Genomic DNA, 21048 nt, shown 5'->3' on the forward strand with positions numbered 1-21048 from the left:
ACCCAGCATTCCGCAAGTTACCGGCGCGGCAAGCCCGAATTCCCTCAGCATGTTCGACTAGCCGGAGCTAGTCTCGAAAATGCGTCACCTGAGTTGCGAAATCGAAGCGAACCACAATCCATGGGAGTGGGCTAAACGATGACGGTCTCGTCGGAAATCTCCAGCGCGGCGTGGGCTGCGGGGATGCCGCAGAGTTTGCGCGGCGATCTCGCGACTCTCGAGGAGGCGTATTTCCGACACGTCGACGCCGGTGACGTGGACTTCCCGATCCCCGGAATCACCCAGATCTTCCGGCACCACATGGAATTGGCCGCCGTTCGTCGGCCCGGCAAGGCCACGGTGCGAGTGCATCACCCCGACGACGGGACCGGGATGGGCGCGGCGGTACAGGTCGTCACCGACGACATGCCCCTGCTGGTGGAGTCGATCACCGCGGCGCTGGGCCGGATGCAGGTGAGTGTTTCCGAGGTGATCCACCCGATCTTCGAGGTCACCCGCGACGAGAACGGCCATCTCACCGGCGCCGCGGCGCACGAGGTGGACGGCCACGGCGCGACCGGGCTGACCGAATCGTGGATGCACCTGCAGCTGCACCCGTCGACGAGCAGGGCCCAGCTCGATCACATCGAACGCACCATGCCCGAGGTGATCGACGACGTCCGCCAGGTGATCGACGACACCGAAGCCATGGCCGCGGTGCAGAGCTCGCTCGCCGACGAGCTCGACCGTGCCGCCGCCGCGGGCTCCACGCCGTTCCCCGGCGTCGATGTGGCCGATTGCGCTCAGCTGCTGCGCTGGCTGGCCGCGGGCAACTTCACCCTGCTCGGTTATGCCCGCTATCAGCGCGGCGTCGAGGCAGGCCACACAGTGTCCACCTCGGTGCCCGGCGCGAGTCTCGGCGTCCTTCGCCCCGATGTCGGTACCGATTTCCAGGTGCCCATCAACGGTGAAGACCGCCCGCTGCTGCTGCTCACGCAGGGCCTGGTGCGCGCGACCGTGCACCGCTCGGTGTACCCGTACTTCGTCGGTGTCGCCGATATCGACGACGCGGGCGTCGAGGTGGGTGTGCACCTGTTCATCGGGGTGTTCACCGTGAGCGCGGTGCACGAGAACGTACTCGACATCCCAGTGATCAACCGCCGGGTGCGCACGGCGATCGAGGGGGCGGGGTTCGACAAGGATTCGTACTCCGGGCAGGCGATGCTCGAGGTGATCGAGTCCTTCCCGCGCACCGAACTGTTCTCCGCGGACACCGAGACCATGCGCCGCACCGCCGTCGCGGTGCTCGGCGTCGGATTGCGCAGGCAGGTCCGGCTTTTCCTGCGCAGCGACGCCTACGGCCGCTTCGTGGCCTGCATGGTGTACCTGCCGCGCGATCGCTACACCACCGCGGTGCGTCTGGAGATGCAGGAGATCCTGGTCGCCGAGCTCGGCGGTGTCGATATCGACTACTCGGCGCGGGTGAGCGAAAGCGAGCTCGCCAGTGTGTATTTCACGGTGATGCTGCCCGGCGAAGCCACCGGCGAGGCCGCTCCCGACACCTCCGAGGACAACCGGCTGCGCCTGCAGAACCTGCTCAACGCGGCCAGCCACACCTGGGACGACCGGATCGGTGACGCGGTCGCCTCCTCCACCGTGCTCGATCCCGCTGTGGTGAAACGGTATTCGGACGCACTGCCCGAAAGCTACAAGGAGGACTTCGCGCCCGCTCGCGCGCTGGCCGACATCGGTCGCCTCGAACAGCTCACCGACGGCGGCATCGACCAGTACCTGTACCGCAGGCCCGAAGCGGAGCCCGGTTCATGGCGGTTCAGCCTCTACATCGCCGGCTCCGGCGTATCGCTGAGCCAGGTGCTCCCGGTGCTGCAGAGCCTGGGTGTCGAGGTGGTCGACGAACGGCCCTACCAGCTCGAATACGAGGGCGGCACCGAGCGCTGGATCTACGATTTCGGCCTGCAAGCCCGTCCCGAACTGGTGCGCAACGCACTCGGCGGTGACCTCGACGCCGCACTGCTCGAAGCTCCGAGTCAGGTCGACGCCTTGCGCACCCGGTTCACCGATGCCTTCGAAGCGGTCTGGTACGACCGGGCCGAAGCCGACGGTCTCAACGAACTCGTGCTGCGTGCCGGCCTGCCGTGGCGGTCGGTCGCGATCCTGCGTGCGTACGCGAAGTACCTGCAGCAGGCCGGGTTCCCGTACTCGCAGGTCAATATCGCGCGGGTGCTGCTGGCTCATCCCGAGGTCGCGCGCGATTTCGTCGACCTGTTCGCCGCCCGATTCGACCCGGAAACGGTTTCCGCCGACGCCGCCGTCGAGCTCGAGACACGGGTACGGGCCGGGATCGACGAAGTGGTCAGCATGGACGCCGACCGCATCCTGCGCGCCATGCTCGGGCTGATCAAGGCCACGCTGCGAACCAACAACTACGTCCTCGACGCCGAAGGTCGCCCGCGTGAATACCTGGCGCTGAAGGTGGAGCCGCGCGAGATCGTCGAATTGCCCAAGCCGCGGCCGCAATTCGAGATCTTCGTGTACTCGCCCCGCGTCGAGGGCGTGCACCTGCGCTTCGGCTCGGTGGCGCGTGGCGGTCTGCGCTGGTCGGACCGGCTCGAAGACTTCCGCACCGAGATTCTCGGGCTGGTCAAGGCGCAGGCGGTGAAGAACGCGGTGATCGTGCCGGTCGGCGCCAAGGGTGGTTTCGTCGTGAAGCGTCCGCCCGCTCCGGTTGGTGACCCGGCCGTCGACCGCCAGGCGAGCATCGCCGAGGGCGTGGCCTGCTACCGCACCTTCATCTCCGGACTGCTCGATGTCACCGACAATGTCGACCTGGCCACCGGCGCGGTGCTGCCGCCCGATCGGGTGGTGCGCCGCGACGGCGACGACACCTACCTGGTGGTCGCCGCCGACAAGGGCACCGCCAGCTTCTCCGACATCGCCAACGATGTGGCCATGCGCTACGGCTTCTGGCTCGGCGACGCCTTCGCCTCCGGCGGCTCCGCAGGCTACGACCACAAGGCGATGGGCATCACCGCCAAGGGTGCGTGGGAAGCGGTCAAACGCCACTTCCGTGAGATGGACATCGACACCCAGAGCCAGGAATTCACCGTTGTCGGCGTCGGCGACATGAGCGGTGACGTATTCGGCAACGGCATGCTGCTCTCGCCGCACATCCGGCTGGTCGCCGCGTTCGACCACCGGCATATCTTCCTCGACCCGACCCCCGACGCCGCGAGTTCCTTCGCCGAACGTGAGCGGCTGTTCGCGCTGCCGCGATCCTCGTGGGCCGAGTACGACCGGAGCCTGATCAGCGAGGGCGGCGGCGTCTTCGAGCGAACCGTGAAGTCGGTGCCGATCTCGCCGCAGGCGCGCACCGCGCTCGGCCTGCCCGATTCGGTGCAGACGCTCTCGCCGCCGGAGCTGGTGCGCGCGATTCTGCTCGCGCCGGTGCAGCTGCTGTGGAACGGCGGCATCGGCACCTATGTGAAGGCGAGCACCGAATCCAATGCCGAGGTGGGCGACAAGTCCAACGACGCGGTGCGGGTCAACGGAAACCAGTTGCGGGTCAAGGTGATCGGTGAGGGCGGCAACCTGGGCGCCACCGCGCTCGGCCGAATCGAGTTCTGCCGCGGCGGCGGCAAGATGAACACCGACGCCCTGGACAACTCGGCGGGCGTCGACTGCTCCGACCACGAGGTCAACATCAAGGTCCTGCTCGACGGCGTGGTCAGCGCCGGTGACCTCGCCGCCGCCGACCGCAATCCGCTGCTGGCCTCGATGACCGACGAGGTCGCCCGAATGGTGTTGCAGGACAACGTCGATCAGAACGTGCTGATCGGCATCGCACGCACTGACGCGCCCGGGATGCTCAATGTGCACGGCCGGGTGATCGCCGACCTCGAACAGCGACGCGGCCTGGATCGGGAGCTCGAAGCGTTGCCGTCGAAGGCCGAACTGGCTCGCCGCGTCGAGGAGGGCGCCGGGCTCGCCTCACCCGAACTGGCCAACCTGCTCGCGCACGTGAAGCTCGGACTCAAGGCCGACCTGCTCGATACCGACATGCCCGACAGCACCTATTTCGCGAGCAAGCTGCCGCTGTACTTCCCGACACCGCTGCGTGAACAGTTCGGTGCGGCGATCAAGAAGCACCGGCTGCGTCGCGAGATCATCACCACGATGATCGTCAACGAGGTCGTCGACTACGGCGGCATCACCTACGCCCATCGGCTCAACGAAGAGGTCGGCGCCACCACCTCCGACACGGTGCGCGCGTTCGCCGCGGCCTCCGAGATCTTCCAGCTGCACGACGTGTGGTCGCGCATCCGCAGCGCCGACGCTCCGGCCGGGGTCTGTGACCTGCTGGAACTGGAATCCAAGCGGACGTTGGATCGGGCATCGCGCTGGCTGCTGAGCAACCGGCCACAGCCGATCGCGGTCGGCGCCGAGATCAACCGGTACCACCGCCGGGTGCAGAAGCTGGCGCCGCAGGTACCGGGGTGGTTGCGCGGGCACCACGTCACCTCGCTCACCCAGGGCTCCGCCGAGTTGATCGCCGATGGCGCACCGACCGACCTGGCCACCGAGGTGTTCGGGCTGCTCGGAATGTTCCCATTGCTCGATATCGTCGATATCGCCGATATCACCGATCGCGACGGTGCCGAGGTGGGCGCCCTGTACTACGCGCTCAACGACCATCTCAAGATCGACTGGCTGCTCGAGGCGGTGAGCCACCTCGAACGCGGCGACCGCTGGCATGCGCTGGCCCGGCTCGCTCTGCGCGACGACATGTACGGTTCGTTGCGCTCGCTCACCCTCGATGTGCTGTCCGCGGGTGACCCGGAGGAAACGCCGGACGAGAAAATTGCATACTGGGAGTCGAAGAACCAGTCCCGGCTGGGCCGTGCGCGCGCGGCACTGTCGGAATTGTTCGAGTCCGGGACCCACGACCTCGCCACACTGTCGGTTGCCGCGCGACAGGTGCGGAGCATGGTGAGCGGGGTGGGCGCCCAATCGGAGGTACCACGGTGACGAGTTCGCCGAACGGCAACATCGCCACGTCCGCACCGGATCTGGTGTTGCCGCAGCGTTTTCACGCGAAGGTCGAGATCCGCTGGTCGGATATGGATGTGTTCCAGCACGTCAACCACGCTCGGATGGTGACCCTGCTGGAAGAGGCGCGGATTCCGTGGCTGTTCGGTGACGACAAGCCGACGGCGTCGATGGGGCGCCAGGGCTGTGTGCTGGTCGACCTGCATGTGAAGTACCGCGGGCAGTTGCGTCACGAGGACACCCCGCTCGACATCGCCATGTGGGTCAAGCAATTGCGCGCGGTCGATTTCACCGTCGGCTACGAGGTGCGTGCCAACGGCGCGGCCCCCGATTCGCCGCCCGCGGTCCTCGCGACCACCCAGCTCGCCGCGTTCGACATCGACACCCAGCGGCTGCGTAGGCTCAGCGAGTCCGAACGCGACTACCTGTCACTGTGGCGGGCCTGATTTCGTGAGCTCCGAGCAGCGGGTGCTACACACGCCCGACCCGGCCGAGCGCGAGAACCTGGCCACCTTCCTCACCCGCGCCATCCGCCTCGACCCGGCCGCTGTCGTCCGGTTGCGGCGGCGGGGATCCAGCCTCGTGTCAGCCTGGGTGGCAACGAGTTTCGAGACTCTCGCGGTGCGCACGATCACCGCTGAACTCGGCGTCGACGATGTCACTGTTGGTGCGGACGCGGTCCTCGCCGGGCTGGGAACCGGCCACCCGATAGACCTCGGTTACTCGATGGATTCCGCCTGGCGTGGCGCCCTTCCGCCCACCGACGGCTTCACCCATGTCGACGACGTCCCGGCGCGCACCCTGGTCGAGCTGGCCGAGCGCGGCGCGGATGTGGCCCGCGAACATGGCGGTCCCAAGGGGCCGCCCGCCTCCCTGCTCGACCAGTCGGTTCTCACTGTCACCGGCCCCGAAGATATCGAGGTCCAGGTGCCGATGCGCGTCGTCTTCGCGCTCACCGCGATGGATTTCATTCCGCACGCGGGGGAGAAGACGGAGTCGCGACGGATCCAGCCCTCGGAGCTGGTTCGGGTCCGTGCTACCCGCACCTGGTTGCGGTTGGATGCTCGGTACGGGTCCGTCGCGCGACGGCTGGGTGGGGGAATACCGTTGTCGCCCAGCTGAATGCCGGGGTCGGGTCAGTGCACGCCGACCAGCCGTAGCAGGGCGGTTGTCGTGGCGGCGGCGAGCACCGTGACGAGCAGGGGAGCGCGCCGCCAGGCGAGGACTCCGCCGACGCCGACGCCGGCGGGCAGGGCGATGCCGAGGTGGCCGGAGCCTGTCGGCAGCGTGGCTGTCGCGACCAGGGCGGCGAGCAGGATGAGGGCGCCGGTGTCCAGAAGATGGATTGTCCTGGGGGACAGTCGCAGTCGATGGCGCATCGCGGGGCCGGTCCATCGCAGGGCGTACGTTCCCACGGCCAGCGCCAGCATGGCGGGGAGCAGGTACGGCGCGTTCACGCCGTGACCGGCTCGGCGGTAGGCGTCGGCGGGCGCAGTGCGAAGACCAGCCCGCCCAAGGCGATCAGGACCGGAAGTCCGGCCGGTACGTACGGCGCGACCACCACTGCCAACCCCGCACCGACGAGTACCGGCCGCAACGTGGCTCGATCGCGCAGTGCGGGCAGGATCAATGCCAGCAGAATCACCGGAAACACCGCGTCCAGTCCGAGCGCCGAGGTGTCGGGCACCAGTGAACCCAGCGCCGCACCGAGGGTCGCCCCGAGTGGCCAGCACAGCGCGACCCCGATCCCGCACGCCCAGTATGCGGCGCGTTTGCGCTCCTGATCGCCCGGCGCGGCGGCGAAGGCCACCGACTCGTCGTTGAGGACGTGGATGCCGAGCACCCGTTTCCAGCCGCGGCCGAACACCTCCGGCGCCGACAACCCGTACGGCAGATGGCGCGCGTTGAGCAGCAGTCCGGCCACCACCGCCGCCAGCGGACTGCCCCCGGCCGCGACGATCCCGAAGAACAGCAGCTCCGACCCGCCTGCCAGCACCGTCACCGCCATCACGATCGGCATCCACATCGGGAACCCGGCCGCGATCGTCGACGCGCCGTAGGACACACCGAACAGGCCGACGGCAAAGCACGCCGCGGCTACGGCAGCCACGGTTCCCCGGTCGAGTGTTCGCCAGATCGAACGCATGTTGTTTATATTGAACGCACAGGGTGGGTAAAGTCAACGCGGTATCGCCAGCCCTCAGGAGGCGTAGATGGACCGGCAGGACCCTGTCGTCGGACCGCCCCAGGCGGTGATCGCCGCGGCGCTGCGCCGCGAACGCGCCCGCGCAGGCTTATCGCTGACCGAGGTCGCCAATCGGGCAGGCGTCGCGAAATCCACACTGTCCCAACTGGAATCGGGTACCGGCAATCCCAGCCTGGAAACCCTGTGGGCACTGTGCGTCGCCCTGGAGATGCCGTTCTCCCGGCTGCTCGACCCGCCTCGATCCAACGTCCAGGTGATCCGCGCCGACGAGGGTTCGCCGGTCCCGGCAGCCGACGCCGACTATCGGGTGACATTGCTCGCAGCAGGCCAGTCGCACACCCGCTGCGACGTGTACCGCATCGCGGCCGAACCCGGTCACACGCGCCGCTCGGAGCCGCACACTCCCGGCGTCGTGGAACACGTGGTGCTCGCGGCGGGGCACGCCATGGTCGGCCCGGCCGACGAGCCCGTGGAAATGCGCCCCGGCGACTACATCCGCTACCTGGGTGATCTCCCACACATCTTCGAAGCCCTCGAACCGGGAACCTGGGCGACGATGGTCATCGAGAGCGCCTGAACTCCTCGCGCGCGGTGTGTCAGGCGGCTCCTTCGCCGAGGTACTGCAACCAGATCGGGTCCAGATCGGCGGTGGTGGACAGCAGCCGCCAGTGCGGACCCTTGGGGGAGACCAGCGGGTGGCGCAGGTGCCAGCCCAGGTCGGCCAGCATCTTGTCGGCCTTGCGGTGATTGCAGGGGGCGCAGCTGGCGACGCAGTTCTCCCACGAGTGCTCGCCGCCGCGACTGCGGGGGATCACGTGGTCGATGGTCTCGGCTTTGCCGCCGCAATAACCGCATCGGTAGTGGTCGCGATGCATGAGCGCGGCGCGGGTCATCGGCACGCGGGCGCGGTAGGGCACCCGCACGTAGGTGCGCAGGCGGATGACGGACGGAATCGCTACTTCGGAGCCCGCGGAGTGCAGGACCGGGCCTTCGGGATCGTCGTGGACGGCGTCGGCCTTGGCGCAGATCAGCAGCACGACAGCGCGACGCGCGGACAGCGCGGTGAGCGGCTCGTAGGTGGCGTTGAGGAGGAGGACCCGGCGTTTGCGCCATGCGGCGGCGTCGTGGTCTCCGGCGAGATGCAGCGGCGCGGGGATATGCGGCAGGTCGTGAAGACCGTGTGCGCCCGGATGGTGATCGGACAGGATATGCAGCGGAACAGCCCCCGAGCCACGATTGTGGACGTCGGCGGGCTGGAGTTGTCGGTGCGTTCGCGCCTCGTGTGAACGGGCGCCCGGTCGCTGCTTCATCCTCTTGACCTCAATTTCATGATTGGCAGGATCATGTGGTATCTGGGGCCGATACTGCCCTCAGTTGACCATGGTTCCGGCGGTATTGCACGGCTATTTTTCAAACTTCCGGATGAACTGTGGTTGAAGGGCAGCGCGTTCGTGACCGTGGCGATCGGGGCACAATGGAACGCGTGACTTCCGGTGAGCAGACAACGACCTCCTTCTACGAAGCCGTGGGCGGCGCGGAGACGTTTCGCCGTCTGGTGTCGGTCTTCTATCGCGAGGTCGCGGCCGACGAGATCCTGCGTCCGTTGTACCCGGAGGAGGACCTCGGTCCGGCCGAGCGCCGGTTCCGGATGTTCCTCGAACAGTACTGGGGCGGTCCGCGCACCTACTCCGACGAGCGCGGACACCCGCGCCTGCGCATGCGCCACAACCCGTTCGTCATCGGGCCGCTCGAGCGCGACGCCTGGATGCGGTGCATGCGGATCGCCGTCGGTGAGATCGAACCGTCGATCCTGGACGACGAACACCGCAAGGCCCTGCTGGACTACTTCCAAATGGCCGCCGCATCCCTACAGAACGCCCCGATGTGACCCAGGCGTACACCGAGTCTCCCGCAGCCTCCCTGCAAAACGCCCCGATGTGACCCAGGGGCGTACACCGAGTCTCCCGCAGCCTCCCCACAGAACGCCCCGATGTGACCAGGCGTACACCGACTTTTCCGGCCTCGCCTGAGCCGACGGGTGCCCGCTGTTCGCTGATGACCGACAGGTGGCGGGCCGGTTTCGCGCTCATTCCGCCTTTTACCATGATGTTTCGTCATGGCGTGGCGAACGCTGGTGATTTGCCAGATTCGCAGAAAGTCTCGCCCCACATGAATATTGCGGGCGATCTTTGGCAATATTGCGGGTGTGACACAGACACCTGCCTCGCCGGTGCCGGGGGAAGCAAGCACCGCTCCGTGGTGGAAAACCGCCGTGTTCTATCAGGTCTATCCGCGTTCGTTCGCCGACTCCGACGGTGACGGTGTCGGCGATCTGGGCGGTGTACGCGAGAAGATGGGGTACCTGGAGCTATTGGGCGTCGACGCGCTGTGGATCTGTCCGGTGATGCGGTCACCGCAGGCCGACGGCGGCTACGACGTCTCCGATCCGCGCGACATCGACCCGCTCTTCGGCGGTCTGGCCGCGCTGGACGAGTTGATCGCCGAGGCGCACGACCGCGAGATCAAAGTGACGATGGATCTGGTGCCCAACCACACCAGCGTCGAGCACGCGTGGTTCGCCGAGGCGCTGGAGGCGGCGCCGGGCAGCCCCGAACGCGCCCGATACATCTTCCGCGACGGTCGCGGCGAGAACGGGGACGAGCCACCCAACAACTGGCCCAGCATCTTCGGCGGCCCGGCTTGGACCAGGATCGTCGAGCCCGACGGCACCCCCGGGCAGTGGTACCTGCACATCTTCGCGCCCGAACAACCCGACCTGAACTGGGACAATCCCGAGGTCGCCGACGATTTCGAGAAGACCCTGCGCTTCTGGCTCGACCGCGGCGTCGACGGTTTCCGCCTCGATGTCGCGCACGGCATGGCCAAACCCGAGGGCTTGCCCGACATGGACAAGGTCGACACCAAGATGCTGGTGCACGACGACGACGATCCCCGTTTCAACAACCCCGGCGTACACGCCATCCATCGCCGCATCCGCACGGTCCTCGACGATTACCCGCACGCGGTGTCGATCGGCGAGGTGTGGGTCGACGACAACGTCCGCTTCGGCGAATACGTCCGCCCCGACGAGCTGCACCTGGCGTTCAACTTCCGCCTCGCCGAGACCCCCTTCACCGCGCAGGGCGTCCACGACGCGATCACGCACTCGCTCGAGGCTGTCGCCGACGCGGGCGCCCCACCCACCTGGACGCTGTCCAATCACGACATCGAACGCGAGGTGACCCGCTACGGCGGCGGCAACACCGGCGTCGCGCGGGCGCGGGCGATGATGATGGTCGAGCTCGCCCTGCCCGGTGCGGTGTTCATCTACAACGGCGCCGAACTGGCGCTGCCCAACGTGGACGATCTGCCCGACGAGGTCTTGCAGGACCCCGTGTGGGAGCGCACGGGCCACCAGGAACGCGGTCGTGACGGTTGCCGGGTCCCGATGCCGTGGGAGGGCGCGGCCGTGCCGTTCGGTTTCACCGAGGGCAAGCCGTGGCTGCCGATCCCCGCCGACTGGGCCGACCGCACCGTCGAAGCGCAATTGGAAACCCTGCACTCGACGCTGTCGCTGTACCGCCTGGCGATCGACCTGCGCGCCACCCGGCCGGAGTTCGCGGGCCAGCGGATCGAGTGGTACGGCAGTCCCGACGGCTGTCTCGCGTTCCGCCGTCCGGGCGGGCTGATCTGCGTGCTCAACGCCTCCGAGGGCCCGATCCAGCTGCCGCCGGGGGAGGTGCTGCTGTCGAGTGCACCGGTTGCCGACGATCGGTTGCCACCGAACGCGGCGGCCTGGTTGGTGTAGTCGCGCCGGACACGCGGTGCGGGAACTGCCAGCCGGAGGATGAACTACTACACAGCATCGTCTACCGTTGGAGCGTGAGCATTCTCGAGACAGTGCTGATCTTCGTCGGCATCCCGGCCGTGATCTACTTCGCGATCGCGGGTTTGTCCTTTCTCGGTAAGCCATTCTCCGGTGAGAAGCCGGCCCACTTCGCACTCGGGCAGAAGTGGACCCACCGGCCGGTGCTGTGGAGTGCTACCGAAGAGGTGACCGCCGCGGCGGGGCACCACACCGCCGAGCCGCATGGCGATCATGCGGCTCTCGAAACCGCGCATGCGGAGCTGATCGGAGGCCGGGCAAGTGGCAAGTTCTAATTGGCCCGCGGTGGTCGAGGCCGACCTGCCGCACGGGTTCGCCCTGACCAGTAGCGGCCGTGTGTCCGGCGTGCACGAGCCGGGCACCGTGTTCGACGAGGTGCCGTTCACCGATCGTGAGCGCATCTCCCTCGACAACGCGCTCACCGAGGCGACCCGCGCCACCAAGGTCCGCTTCAACATCTACCTCGGCGACCTCGGTTCCGATCCGGCGGCCGGTGCCGACGCGATCCTGCCGAACACCCCGGAGTCGGCCGATTCGGTGCTCATCGCCGTGTCCCCGAACCAGGGCGCGATCGAGGTCCGCTCCGGTGCGAACGTGACCGAGCGCGCCAACGACCGCATCTGCCAGCTCGGCGTCACCGCCGCCCTGGCCTCGTTCCGTCAGGGCAACCTGATCGACGGTCTGATCTCGGCCACCCGCGTGATGGCCGCCGCGATCGGCCGCTAGTTCGTTCTCCACCGTCCGGCGCGTTCACCTCCTGGTGAACGCGCCGTTCGTGTCTGCGGCGTAGGAGGTCTGCACGCCGCTTAATCCGAGATTGCCCGGCTGCGAACCGTTTTCGCGCCGATGACATTCGTGACGAAGGAATACGATTCCCGACCCTCGTGTTCTAACCGCTGAAATTGATTTAGCAAGTTAGGACGTGACGGCATGCGGCGTGAGCATCTCGCGTGGGCAGGACTGGCGGCGATGACCGTTTCATTCGGCCTGAACTTCACCATGGGCGTGTTCTTCGCCCCCACCGCCGCCGCGTACGGCGTTTCGGCGACCGCGCTGGCCGTGGCCGCGGCGTTGAGCACCGCGGTCACCGGTCTGGCCCAGCAGGGCATCGGCCGGTTGCTCGACCTGCTCGGTCCCGAACGCGTGCTGATCGGCGGGCTCACCTTGATCTCGAGCAGCTACGTGGTGCTGGCCTCGGTCACCCGGACCTGGCAGTTCGTCGCGGCCTACATGGTGCTCGGCGGATTGGGCTTCGCGGCCTCGTCGACCCTCACCGTGACCACCCTGCTCGGGCGGGCACACGGTGCGCAGGTAGGCCCGGCCATGGCACGGGCCGCGATCGGCATCAACCTCGGCCAGCTGATCACGCCGTGGGCGGCGACCGCGCTGTTCGACCCGATCGGTGTGCGCGCCACCTTCGCGCTGCTCGGCGCGATCGGTCTGGCCGCCACCGCCGTGCTGTGGCTGCAGCTGCCCGCCGGTCAGCGGGTGAGTACCGGCGCGGGCGTCGGAGAATCGCTGGCCGACCGGTGGAAAGTGCTGGTGTCCTTCGGTTTCCACGCGGCGACCATGTACGTGGTCGTCTTGATGCTGCCGAAACACGCGGTGGAACAAGGCTGGTCGGTGGCCGGTGCGGGCAGGCTCGTGGCGTCGGCCGCGCTGGCGGCCGGGCTGACCTCGGCCGCGATGGTGCGGCTGTTGCGGCACTACCCACCGGAATCACTACTGCGGGTGCTGTATTCGGTGCGCCTGGCCGCCTTGCTGCCCGCGGTGTTCGTGCCGGGGCCGCGGGTGCTGGTTGTGATCGCCGTGCTGTTCGGCATCGCCTCGTTCCCGGTCATCCCGCTGACCATGGCGATCCTGTCGCGTGGTCTCGACCCCGCTCGGATGGGCCGCACACTGGCGCCCGCCTGGGTGATCCACCAGCTCGCCGCCGCCTCCGGGCTCGGCGTGGCCACCGTCGTGCACGCCCTCACCGACAGCTATCGCGGCTATTTCGCCCTCGGCCTGGTGTTCACCGTCGTCGCCGTCGGACTGATCACCCCGGTACGCCGCCGCGAACCGGTCACCGTCTGAATCCCCCGACCGAGCGTGCCGGAGATCCCGGGCTCGGCGCGAGTATCACCTTCACAGTAAGAGATCCACGATGAACAAGATCAGCCACCGCACCGTCGAGATCCAGGGCCACTCGGTCTTCTACCGCGAGGCAGGCGACTCGAACAAGCCGACTCTGCTTCTGCTGCACGGCTTCCCGTCCAGCTCGGCCATGTTCCGCAACCTGATCCCCGCACTGGCCGACGACTATCACGTGATCGCGCCCGATCATCTCGGCTTCGGCCAGTCGGCCATGCCGGCGGTCGACGAATTCGATTACAGCTTCGACGCGCTCACCTCGCTCACCCTGGAACTGCTCGACACCCTCGGCGTCGACCGATTCGCGATCTACATCCAGGACTACGGCGCCCCCATCGGCCTGCGCATCGCTTCGCGTAACCCCGAGCGGATCACCGCGATCATCACCCAGAGCGGCAACGCCTACCTCGAAGGGTTCACCCCGTTCTGGGAGGTGCTGTTCGCGCACGCGAACGACCGCGTCACCCACGAGCCCCAGGTGCGCGAGCTGCTCGAGCTCGACGCGACGAAATGGCAGTACACGCACGGTGTTCCGGCCGACCGGCGCGCGCTGGTGAGCCCGGATGCGTGGACCCTCGATCAGGCCTACCTCGACCGCCCGGGCAACAAGGAGATCCAGCTGCAACTGTTCTTCGACTACAAGAACAACCTCGACGGTTACCCCGCCTTCCAGAAGTACTTCGCCGAGCACCGGCCGCCGACGCTCATCGCCTGGGGTTCCCACGACGAGATCTTCGGCGCCGATGGCGCCCGCGCGTATCTGCGCGACCTGCCCGATGCCGAACTGCACCTGCTCGACGCAGGTCACTTCGCGCTGGAGACGCACGGACCCGAGATCGCCGCGCTGATCCGCGACTTCCTCGGCCGGGTTCTGAGCTGAACCGGTGGACGGCTGGGCTCCTGGGGCGCCCAGCCGTCCGGATGGCATCGAGTAACCTGGTCGGCGGTTTATCGGCCACGTCATGGGCCGTCGGCGTATCGGGGGAAACTTGCACACACGTATTGCTCGGGTGATCGCGGCGGGGTGCCTCGCGCTGTTCGCATCGGCCTGCGCCCAGGACAGCCGACCCGCCGAATTCGCCTCGGCCGCACCACTTTCCGCGTTCTATAACCCCGGTGCGGAATCGATTCCGGGACAGCGCGGTTCGGTGATCCGTGCGCAGTCGCTCACCGGTGCGCAGGCGGTGCCCGGCGCCCGCAACTACCTCACGTTGTACCGGTCGCTGGACGCGCAGGAGAAGCCGGTCGCGGTGTCGGGGACGCTCGCGGTGCCGGAAGGGGATGCGCCCGAGGGTGGTTGGCCGCTCATTTCCTGGGGGCCCGGTAGTACCGGAGTCGCCGATGTCTGCGCGGCCTCGCGCTCGGAAGGGTCGTCCCCGAGCCGGGACGAACAGGCTCGCTGGGTGGCCAAGGGGTACGCGGTCGCCAGGACCGACTACCAGGGGTTGGGGACACCGGGCGGTCACGGGTACATGATCGGCGAAACCGAGCAGCGTGCGATGGCCGATATCGCCACGGCGGCAAGGGACGTCGACAAGTCCGTCGGCTCGCGCTGGGTGGCGATGGGGCATTCGCAGGGCGGCCACGCTGCCCTGTTCGCCGCCGTCGACGCCGCCGGGTGGACGCCGAACACACCCCTGCTCGGCGCCATCGCGCTGGCGCCCGCCTCGCACCTCGGCGACCAGGTGCGCATGGCGAAGTGGGCGGCGTCGAATCCGCTGGGCAAGCTCGGTACCGGCGATGTGTCGGTGTACCTGCCGCTGCTGGTGCGCGGCGCCCAGACGGTGACCGATGTGGACCCCGCCCGGTTCCTCACCGGCCGTGCGCAGTCCCTGCTGCCGGTCGCCGACTCCGAATGCACCGGCGGGCTGCGCGACAAGGACAAGTGGGGCGGCCTGTCGCCGAAGGATGTGTTCACCGCCGACGGCGATGTCTCCGGGCTGTTGCGAGTACTCGACGACAACGACCCGAGCGGGCTGCGATTCACCGTCCCGGTTCTCGTTCTCCAGGGCCGTTCCGACCTCACCGTCCCGCTGCAAGCGACCGACGCGATGGTCGCTGAGCAACAGGGGCGGGGCGAGTCGGTCGACTACCGCAAATACGACGACGTCGACCACAGCGAGATCGTCGCCGCGTCCTTCGCTGACGCGCTCGGCTGGGCAGACACCCGCTTCGGCATCACCCGCTGAGTCTTTGGAGCGCTGGTGCGCTCGAGCGGGGCCCTTCGGGCCCCTGATCTTCCCTCCCTCCGGGTACTCCTTCGTCGCACCCTCCACTCAGTCCAGATCAGGGCGGGCCCCTTCGGCTCGGGGTTACGCCCAGAGCAGAAGAGCCGGGTGTTTCGGTCCGGGCATCCTTACGCTCGGAGTATGGGCGAGCACAGCGGGTTGCGGGTGATTCCAGGCGGACGCGGCGAACAGCAGTCGCGGCCGGAACCACTCTGGCGTGAGGCGCTGGGTGAACGGCTGCGCGCGCTGCGCCTGGAACAGCGCTCCACCCTTGTCGATACGGCGGGGCGCGCGGGCATCTCGCCGCAGTACCTCTCCGAGGTCGAGCGCGGGCGCAAGGAGCCATCGAGCGAGATGATCGCGGCCCTGGCCGGCGCCCTCGGTACCTCGCTGGGGGATCTAGTCGCGCAGGTAGCCGAATCCATGCGCAGGTACGCCCTCGTGCCGACGCGCGCGGTCGTGCTGGGCGGGCAACGCCAGATCGCCCCCTCGAGCTCCGCTCCTATCGCGCCGGCCCCGAACGCCGTCCTGCTCGCGGCCTGATCCACCTGACTCGCCGGCCGATCAACCGGCCTTCACGCTCGGGCGATGTTCGCGTGACGCCCTGGCGATCAGCTGTCCACTGACGTGCTCGTCCGGGCGGCGGCGATCTGGCTGCGGAGTAGATCGACGATCGCGCTCACGGGGAGCTCGGGGTCGATCGCGCGTTGTACGCCGAGGCCGATGCCGAGCGAGAGTAGTTGCAGCGCGGCATCTTCCGCGGCAATCGGGAGTTCGAGGCCGAGCTGGTCGGCCTGTGTCTGGATCACGGACGCGAGCATCGCCGTCAGGGTGCGTCGGCGATCGGCGAGCTCGGTGCGGATCTCGGGCATGTGCCGGGTGCTCGTCGCGAACTCGACTTCCAGCGCGGTCCAGCCGACATCACCGATGTTCTCGTCGGCCCACCGCGCGAAACCTTCGATCCGCTCGGCCATGTTGTCGTGCGGCAGCATCGCGTCCACGAGCGACTGCGCCCGCTCCACGTGGACGACGTCGATCACGGCCAGGCCCAATTCGTGTTTGGTCGCGAAGTTGGAGTACACCGCGCCCTTGGAGAACCCGGCCTCGGTGGCCACCTTCTCCAGCGGGGTCACGTTGTAACCGTCGGCCATGAACAGCCGCTTGGCGGTCTCGACCAGTCGTTCACGCGTGAGAGCGTGCGACTCCTTGCGCGTCATCCTGGCCATGTGCAGGAGTTTAGCAAGATGGACTACCGCCGGAATTCGAATACCGTTAGTATTCGAAATATGACAACACGACGTGGCTTAGCGATCGGCTGCGGTGGCCTCCTCGGCTTCGCCTGGACCGCCGTAGCCCTCGACACCGTCGAACGCGCGATGAACTGGGACATCCGCACCGCCGATGTCCTGATCGGCACCTCCGCGGGCGCGGAACTCGTGGCGGCGCTCGGCTCCGGGCGCACCCCCGCCGACCTGCTCGCCGCCCTCGACGCGGCTCCCGACGCCGACCCGGTCCTGGCCGCGCACGTCGCCGTCGACCCCGGCAGAATTCCCCCGCTCCCCGGGCTCGGATTCCCCGGCCTCGGTCTGGTCGGCGCCGGTCTGCGCGCTCGTTCGCCCTACACCGCGCTGGCCGGACTCCTGCCGCGCGGCCGCGGTGACGCCGGATGGTTGCGTTCCCTCGGTCAGGCGCTGAGCGGGCCGAGCGGCTGGGTGAGTCACCCCGCGACCTGGGTGGTCGGCGCCGACGCGGCAACGGGCGCGCGAGTCGCCTTCGGCGCGAACGAAACGGCCGATGGCATCGTGACGGCCGGGACATCGGGCGCTGCCGGTGCGGAGCCGGTCGATCTGGGTGACGCGATCGCCGCGTCCTGGGCCATCCCCGGGTGGTTCCCCCCGGTGCGGATCGGCGGCAACGACTACGTCGACGGTGGTTCGGTGTCGTCGGTGTCGGCCGATCTGCTGGTGCCGCTGGAACTCGACGAGGTGGTGGTCATCGCCCCGATGACGTCCGAGGGCGGCGCACCGGCCACCGGCCTGGACCGGGTCGAACGTCTGCTCCGCACACAGATGACCCGCGGCCTCGACCGAGAAGTGGCCCTGCTGCGCGCCGCGGGCACCCGGGTGATCCGCGTCGAACCCGGCCCGGAAGAACTCGCCGCCATGGGCCCGAACTTCATGGACTCGGCCCGCCGCCCGGCCACCCTCGCCGCTGCCCGCCGCGCTATGACGACCCGAGTCGCCGAGGCGCTGCGCGGTTCCGCGGGCCGACTCGCGTGAATCACCCTCTCGCGAAGCGCCTTCCGAGAGCTCTCGGTAGCGGTCGACGACCACGCAGCGCGTTCCCGACTCGGGGTCGGGTGCGCCGACGCGGTCGCTGCGCCGGTCCCTCGTGTCAGGTAATCGGTTCCGTATCTACTCGCGCCGTGATCGGCGCGCCGCTCGTTTCGTTCGAAGGAGAAATCGTATGAGCCGCCACCACGAGGTCGTTGTGATCGGAGCGGGAGTGTCCGGCATCTGCGCCGCGATCAAGTTGATCGAGGCCGGGGTCGAGGATGTGGTGATCGTCGAGAAGGCCGACACCTTCGGCGGAACCTGGCGGGCCAACACCTATCCCGGCTGCGCGTGCGATGTTCCCTCCGGCCTGTACTCGTTCTCCTTCGCGCCGAACAGCGAGTGGTCGCGGCTGTTCGCGACCCAACCCGAGATCCTCGACTACGTCGACCGGGTGGCGCGCGAGCACGGGCTGGCCGAGCACACCCGCTTCGGTGTGACGGTCGAGGGTTCGCAGTTCGACGATGCCGCGCAGCTGTGGCGGCTGGAAACCAGTGAAGGCCCGCTGAGCGCGCGTTTCGTCGTCTCGGCCGCTGGTCCGTGGAACGAACCACGCCTACCCGAGATTCCGGGTCTGGCCGAATTCCCCGGCGAGGTCTTCCATTCCGCGCGCTGGAACCACGATTACGACCTGCGTGGCAAGCGGGTCGCGGTGGTGGGGTCCGGTGCGTCCGCGGTGCAGTTCGTGCCCGCGATCCAGCCCGAGGTCGCCGAACTACACCTGTTCCAGCGCACCGCGCAGTGGGTGTTGCCGAAACTCGATCACCGCGTACCCGGCTTCGAGAAGAAGGTGATGCGCCGATTCCCGTTCGCGCACAAGGCCTTGCGCTCGACCGAGTACGCGCTGATGGAAGGTCTCGGGGTGGCGTTCCGGCATCCGCGACCGCTGATGCAGACCGTGCAGGCCGTGGGTTCGGCGTATCTGCGTGCCGTGGTGCGTGATCCGGCACTGCGGGCGAAGCTGCGGCCGGACTATCTGCTCGGCTGCAAGCGAATCCTGTTCTCCAACAGCTATCTCCAGTCGCTGACCAAGAGCAACGTCGACGTGCACGCCACCGGGGTCGCCGAATTCCGTGGCAACACCGTGGTCGGCGCCGACGGCACCACCGCCGAGGTCGACGCCGTCATCCTCGGTACCGGCTTCCACATCCTCGACACCCCGCTGGCCGACATCGTCCGCGGCGCCGACGGCCGCACGCTGGCCGAGCATTGGAAAGGCTCGCCCGAGGCCTACCTCGGCACCGTCACCACTGGTTTCCCCAACGCGTTCACCGTGCTCGGCCCCAGCCTCGGCACCGGCCACTCCTCGGCGTTCGCCATCCTCGAAGCCCAGGTCGCCTTCCTCGTCTCGGCGATCGAGAGCGCCCGGCGCGAAGGCTGGGTGGGGCTGGATGTGCGTCCCGACGTGCAGGCGCGCTACGTCGACCAGGTGCAAACCGCGCTGGCGAGCACCGTCTACAACGCGGGCGGCTGCCACAGCTATTACATGGATGCCAACGGCCGCAACAGTTTCAGCTGGCCCTGGTCGACCGGTGAGCTCACCACCCGTGTCAGTGCGTTCGACCCCACCGACTTCACCATCACCCACGACGCGACGGTACCCGCATGAACGCCCGCGCCGACAACCGACGAGAGGCCACGACATGAGCTACCCACGGATCGACCTCGAAGGCGCCACCATCGCGATCACCGGCGCCGCGCGCGGCATCGGACTCGCCACGGCCAAAGCCTTTGTCGAGCAAGGCGCGTACGTCGCCCTCGGTGACCTCGACGAAGCACTGGCCGTGCAGGCCGCCGCCGAGATCGGCGACCACGCGATCGGCCACGCGCTCGACGTCACCGACAAGGCCTCCTACGCGGCGTTTCTCGACGCGACCACCCGGTGGCACGGCCCGCTGGACGTGCTGGTGAACAATGCCGGCGTGATGCCGAACGGCCCGTTCCTGGAGCAGTCCGACCGGATCGACCAGCTCACGATGGACGTCAACGTCTATGGCGTCATCCACGGCATGCGGCTGGCCCTGCCCGGGATGGTCGAACGCGGCTACGGTCACGTCGTGAACGTCGCCTCGCTGGCGGGCAAGTTCCCGCTCAAGGGCCTCGCGGTCTACAACGCCAGCAAGTACGCGGTGGTCGGCCTGACCGCCGCCACCCGGCTGGAAATGGATGCCACCGGCGTCAGTGTGAGTGCGGTCCTGCCGTCGGCGGTGCGGACCGAACTCAGTTCCGGCATCGACTACGGCATCTTGCCTGCCGTCGATCCCGAGGACATCGCCGCCGCGGTTGTCCGCACCGTCAGGACTCGGGCAGCCGAGACCGCGGTGCCCGGCTATGTGGGACTGATGGCGAACGCGTCCGGTTTGGTGCCGGAGAGGGTATTGCGGGCATTCCGCAAGATGGCCCACGACGACGCCGCGATCAACGGCGTCGACGACAGTGTCCGTCGGGTCTACCTGGACCGCATCGAAAAGCAGTGAGCGGCAGGTGAACACGTCTCGGGTGTCTGGTGCTCGAACCGGAACTGTCACGCTGGACTGTCACCGGGTCGGACCTAAGGGTAGGTGACAGTCCAGCGTGTCCCGGGCAGGATCATTCCCGCTCGTGCAGGACCTGGTCGACCAGTCCATATTCGAGCGCGGTCGCTGCGGTGAACACCCGGTCGCGGTCGGTATCGCGGCGCAGGGTTTCCGGGGTCTGGCCGGTGTGCTTGGACAGGATCGCCTCGATCGCCGCGCGCATCCGGACGATCTCGTCGGCCTGCAGAATCAGGTCGGGAATGGTGCCCTGGCCGCGAGTCGCCGGTTGGTGCAACACGATTCGAGTGTGCGGCAGCATCGCGCGGTGGCCGGGCGCGCCGCCGGCGAGCAGGACGGCACCGACGGCGATCGCCTGGCCGACGCAGGTGGTGTGCACCGGCGCCTTGATGAATCGCATGGTGTCGTACACGGCGAGCATGGCGGACAGGTCGCCGCCTTCGCAGTTGATGTAGAGGCTGATCGCCTGGCCGGGGCTGTCGGATTCCAGGTGCAGCAGCTGGGCGATGAGCGCGTTGGCGACGCCGGAGTCGATGGGCGTGCCCAGGTAGACGATGCGTTCGCTGAGCAGATGCGAGTAGATGTCGGTGATCCGCTCACCGCCGCCGCGATGCTGCGACACGACATTGGGAATCGTGTAGGTCATGAGCTCGCCTTCCTGACGATGGTGTTTCGGGGACCG

The 21048-nt window shown here is 68.0% G+C and carries 20 protein-coding genes; 15 read left to right on the plus strand and 5 right to left on the minus strand.

The genetic code is table 11. The features are described from left to right. The first annotated feature begins 138 nt into the window (after positions 1-138). The 3 genes from OHS03_RS00845 to OHS03_RS00855 are packed head-to-tail and all read left to right on the plus strand — an operon-like array spanning position 139 to position 6168. On the plus strand, positions 139-5025 hold the full coding sequence (locus OHS03_RS00845) for an NAD-glutamate dehydrogenase (protein ID WP_328659970.1): 4887 nt from the start codon (positions 139-141) through the stop codon (positions 5023-5025). Further along, a complete protein-coding gene (locus tag OHS03_RS00850; protein ID WP_371852091.1) occupies positions 5022-5492 on the plus strand; it encodes an acyl-CoA thioesterase in 471 nt (156 codons plus the stop codon). Before OHS03_RS00845 ends, OHS03_RS00850 begins: the two co-directional genes overlap by 4 nt. Before the next feature lie 4 nt (positions 5493-5496). Further along, on the plus strand, positions 5497-6168 hold the full coding sequence (locus tag OHS03_RS00855) for a DUF8185 domain-containing protein (protein ID WP_328659972.1): 672 nt from the start codon (positions 5497-5499) through the stop codon (positions 6166-6168). Between the two features lie 14 nt (positions 6169-6182). Here OHS03_RS00855 and OHS03_RS00860 read toward each other — a convergent pair whose 3' ends face one another. Both OHS03_RS00860 and OHS03_RS00865 read right to left on the minus strand, forming a co-directional pair. Then, a complete protein-coding gene (locus OHS03_RS00860; protein WP_056821560.1) occupies positions 6183-6503 on the minus strand; it encodes an AzlD domain-containing protein in 321 nt (106 codons plus the stop codon). Further along, positions 6500-7192, minus strand: coding sequence for an AzlC family ABC transporter permease (locus tag OHS03_RS00865; protein ID WP_063003524.1), 693 nt, complete (start codon positions 7190-7192; stop codon positions 6500-6502). Before OHS03_RS00865 ends, OHS03_RS00860 begins: the two co-directional genes overlap by 4 nt. 67 nt (positions 7193-7259) lie before the next feature. Here OHS03_RS00865 and OHS03_RS00870 point away from each other — a divergent pair, with 67 nt between their 5' ends. After that, a complete protein-coding gene (locus OHS03_RS00870; protein ID WP_062985185.1) occupies positions 7260-7829 on the plus strand; it encodes a helix-turn-helix domain-containing protein in 570 nt (189 codons plus the stop codon). 19 nt (positions 7830-7848) lie between these two features. On the opposite strand, the gene OHS03_RS00875 is transcribed toward OHS03_RS00870, so the two are convergent. Beyond that, the gene (locus OHS03_RS00875; protein ID WP_235569835.1) at positions 7849-8562 is read right to left on the minus strand and encodes an HNH endonuclease; all 714 of its coding nucleotides are present in this window, start codon (positions 8560-8562) and stop codon (positions 7849-7851) included. Between the two features lie 164 nt (positions 8563-8726). On the opposite strand from OHS03_RS00875, the gene OHS03_RS00880 reads away from it, so the two are divergent. The 8 genes from OHS03_RS00880 to OHS03_RS00915 all read left to right on the plus strand — a co-directional run bounded on the left by OHS03_RS00880 (position 8727) and on the right by OHS03_RS00915 (position 16042). Continuing rightward, a complete protein-coding gene (locus OHS03_RS00880) occupies positions 8727-9140 on the plus strand; it encodes a globin (RefSeq protein WP_056821556.1) in 414 nt (137 codons plus the stop codon). A 318-nt stretch (positions 9141-9458) separates the two neighbouring features. Beyond that, the gene (locus tag OHS03_RS00885; protein ID WP_407942445.1) at positions 9459-11060 is read left to right on the plus strand and encodes a glycoside hydrolase family 13 protein; all 1602 of its coding nucleotides are present in this window, start codon (positions 9459-9461) and stop codon (positions 11058-11060) included. 74 nt (positions 11061-11134) lie between these two features. After that, positions 11135-11413 carry an aa3-type cytochrome oxidase subunit CtaJ gene (gene ctaJ, locus OHS03_RS00890; protein WP_062985193.1) on the plus strand — a complete coding sequence of 93 codons (279 nt, stop codon included), beginning with the start codon at positions 11135-11137 and terminating at the stop codon, positions 11411-11413. Then, entirely contained in the window at positions 11400-11864 is a 465-nt protein-coding gene (locus OHS03_RS00895) for a DUF5130 domain-containing protein (protein ID WP_056821553.1), read from the plus strand. The genes ctaJ and OHS03_RS00895 overlap by 14 nt, the downstream gene beginning before the upstream one ends. A gap of 243 nt (positions 11865-12107) precedes the next feature. Then, positions 12108-13214 (plus strand): MFS transporter, encoded by a 1107-nt coding sequence (locus OHS03_RS00900; protein ID WP_328659975.1) that lies wholly within the window; start codon positions 12108-12110, stop codon positions 13212-13214. Positions 13215-13284: 70 nt separating this feature from the next. Next, the gene (locus tag OHS03_RS00905; RefSeq protein ID WP_328659976.1) at positions 13285-14151 is read left to right on the plus strand and encodes an alpha/beta fold hydrolase; all 867 of its coding nucleotides are present in this window, start codon (positions 13285-13287) and stop codon (positions 14149-14151) included. A 109-nt stretch (positions 14152-14260) separates the two neighbouring features. After that, positions 14261-15460 carry an alpha/beta hydrolase family protein gene (locus OHS03_RS00910; protein ID WP_328659978.1) on the plus strand — a complete coding sequence of 400 codons (1200 nt, stop codon included), beginning with the start codon at positions 14261-14263 and terminating at the stop codon, positions 15458-15460. A gap of 180 nt (positions 15461-15640) precedes the next feature. Then, the gene (locus OHS03_RS00915) at positions 15641-16042 is read left to right on the plus strand and encodes a helix-turn-helix domain-containing protein (RefSeq protein ID WP_328659980.1); all 402 of its coding nucleotides are present in this window, start codon (positions 15641-15643) and stop codon (positions 16040-16042) included. A 68-nt stretch (positions 16043-16110) separates the two neighbouring features. Here OHS03_RS00915 and OHS03_RS00920 read toward each other — a convergent pair whose 3' ends face one another. After that, on the minus strand, positions 16111-16725 hold the full coding sequence (locus OHS03_RS00920; protein WP_062985208.1) for a TetR/AcrR family transcriptional regulator: 615 nt from the start codon (positions 16723-16725) through the stop codon (positions 16111-16113). Between the two features lie 60 nt (positions 16726-16785). Between OHS03_RS00920 and OHS03_RS00925 the strand changes: the two genes are divergently transcribed. The 3 genes from OHS03_RS00925 to OHS03_RS00935 all read left to right on the plus strand — a co-directional run bounded on the left by OHS03_RS00925 (position 16786) and on the right by OHS03_RS00935 (position 20309). Further along, a complete protein-coding gene (locus tag OHS03_RS00925; RefSeq protein WP_328659983.1) occupies positions 16786-17778 on the plus strand; it encodes a patatin-like phospholipase family protein in 993 nt (330 codons plus the stop codon). 187 nt (positions 17779-17965) lie between these two features. After that, the gene (locus OHS03_RS00930) at positions 17966-19441 is read left to right on the plus strand and encodes a flavin-containing monooxygenase (RefSeq protein WP_328659985.1); all 1476 of its coding nucleotides are present in this window, start codon (positions 17966-17968) and stop codon (positions 19439-19441) included. A gap of 34 nt (positions 19442-19475) precedes the next feature. Then, positions 19476-20309, plus strand: a complete 834-nt coding sequence (locus tag OHS03_RS00935; RefSeq protein ID WP_328659986.1) for an SDR family oxidoreductase — start codon at positions 19476-19478, stop codon at positions 20307-20309. Between the two features lie 112 nt (positions 20310-20421). On the opposite strand, the gene OHS03_RS00940 is transcribed toward OHS03_RS00935, so the two are convergent. After that, positions 20422-21012: a ClpP family protease gene (locus OHS03_RS00940; RefSeq protein WP_328659988.1), complete on the minus strand. Its 591-nt coding sequence runs from the start codon at positions 21010-21012 to the stop codon at positions 20422-20424. Positions 21013-21048: the final 36 nt, after the last annotated feature.

It is taken from the genome of Nocardia salmonicida, from assembly GCF_036142455.1.
GTDB lineage: Bacteria > Actinomycetota > Actinomycetes > Mycobacteriales > Mycobacteriaceae > Nocardia > Nocardia salmonicida.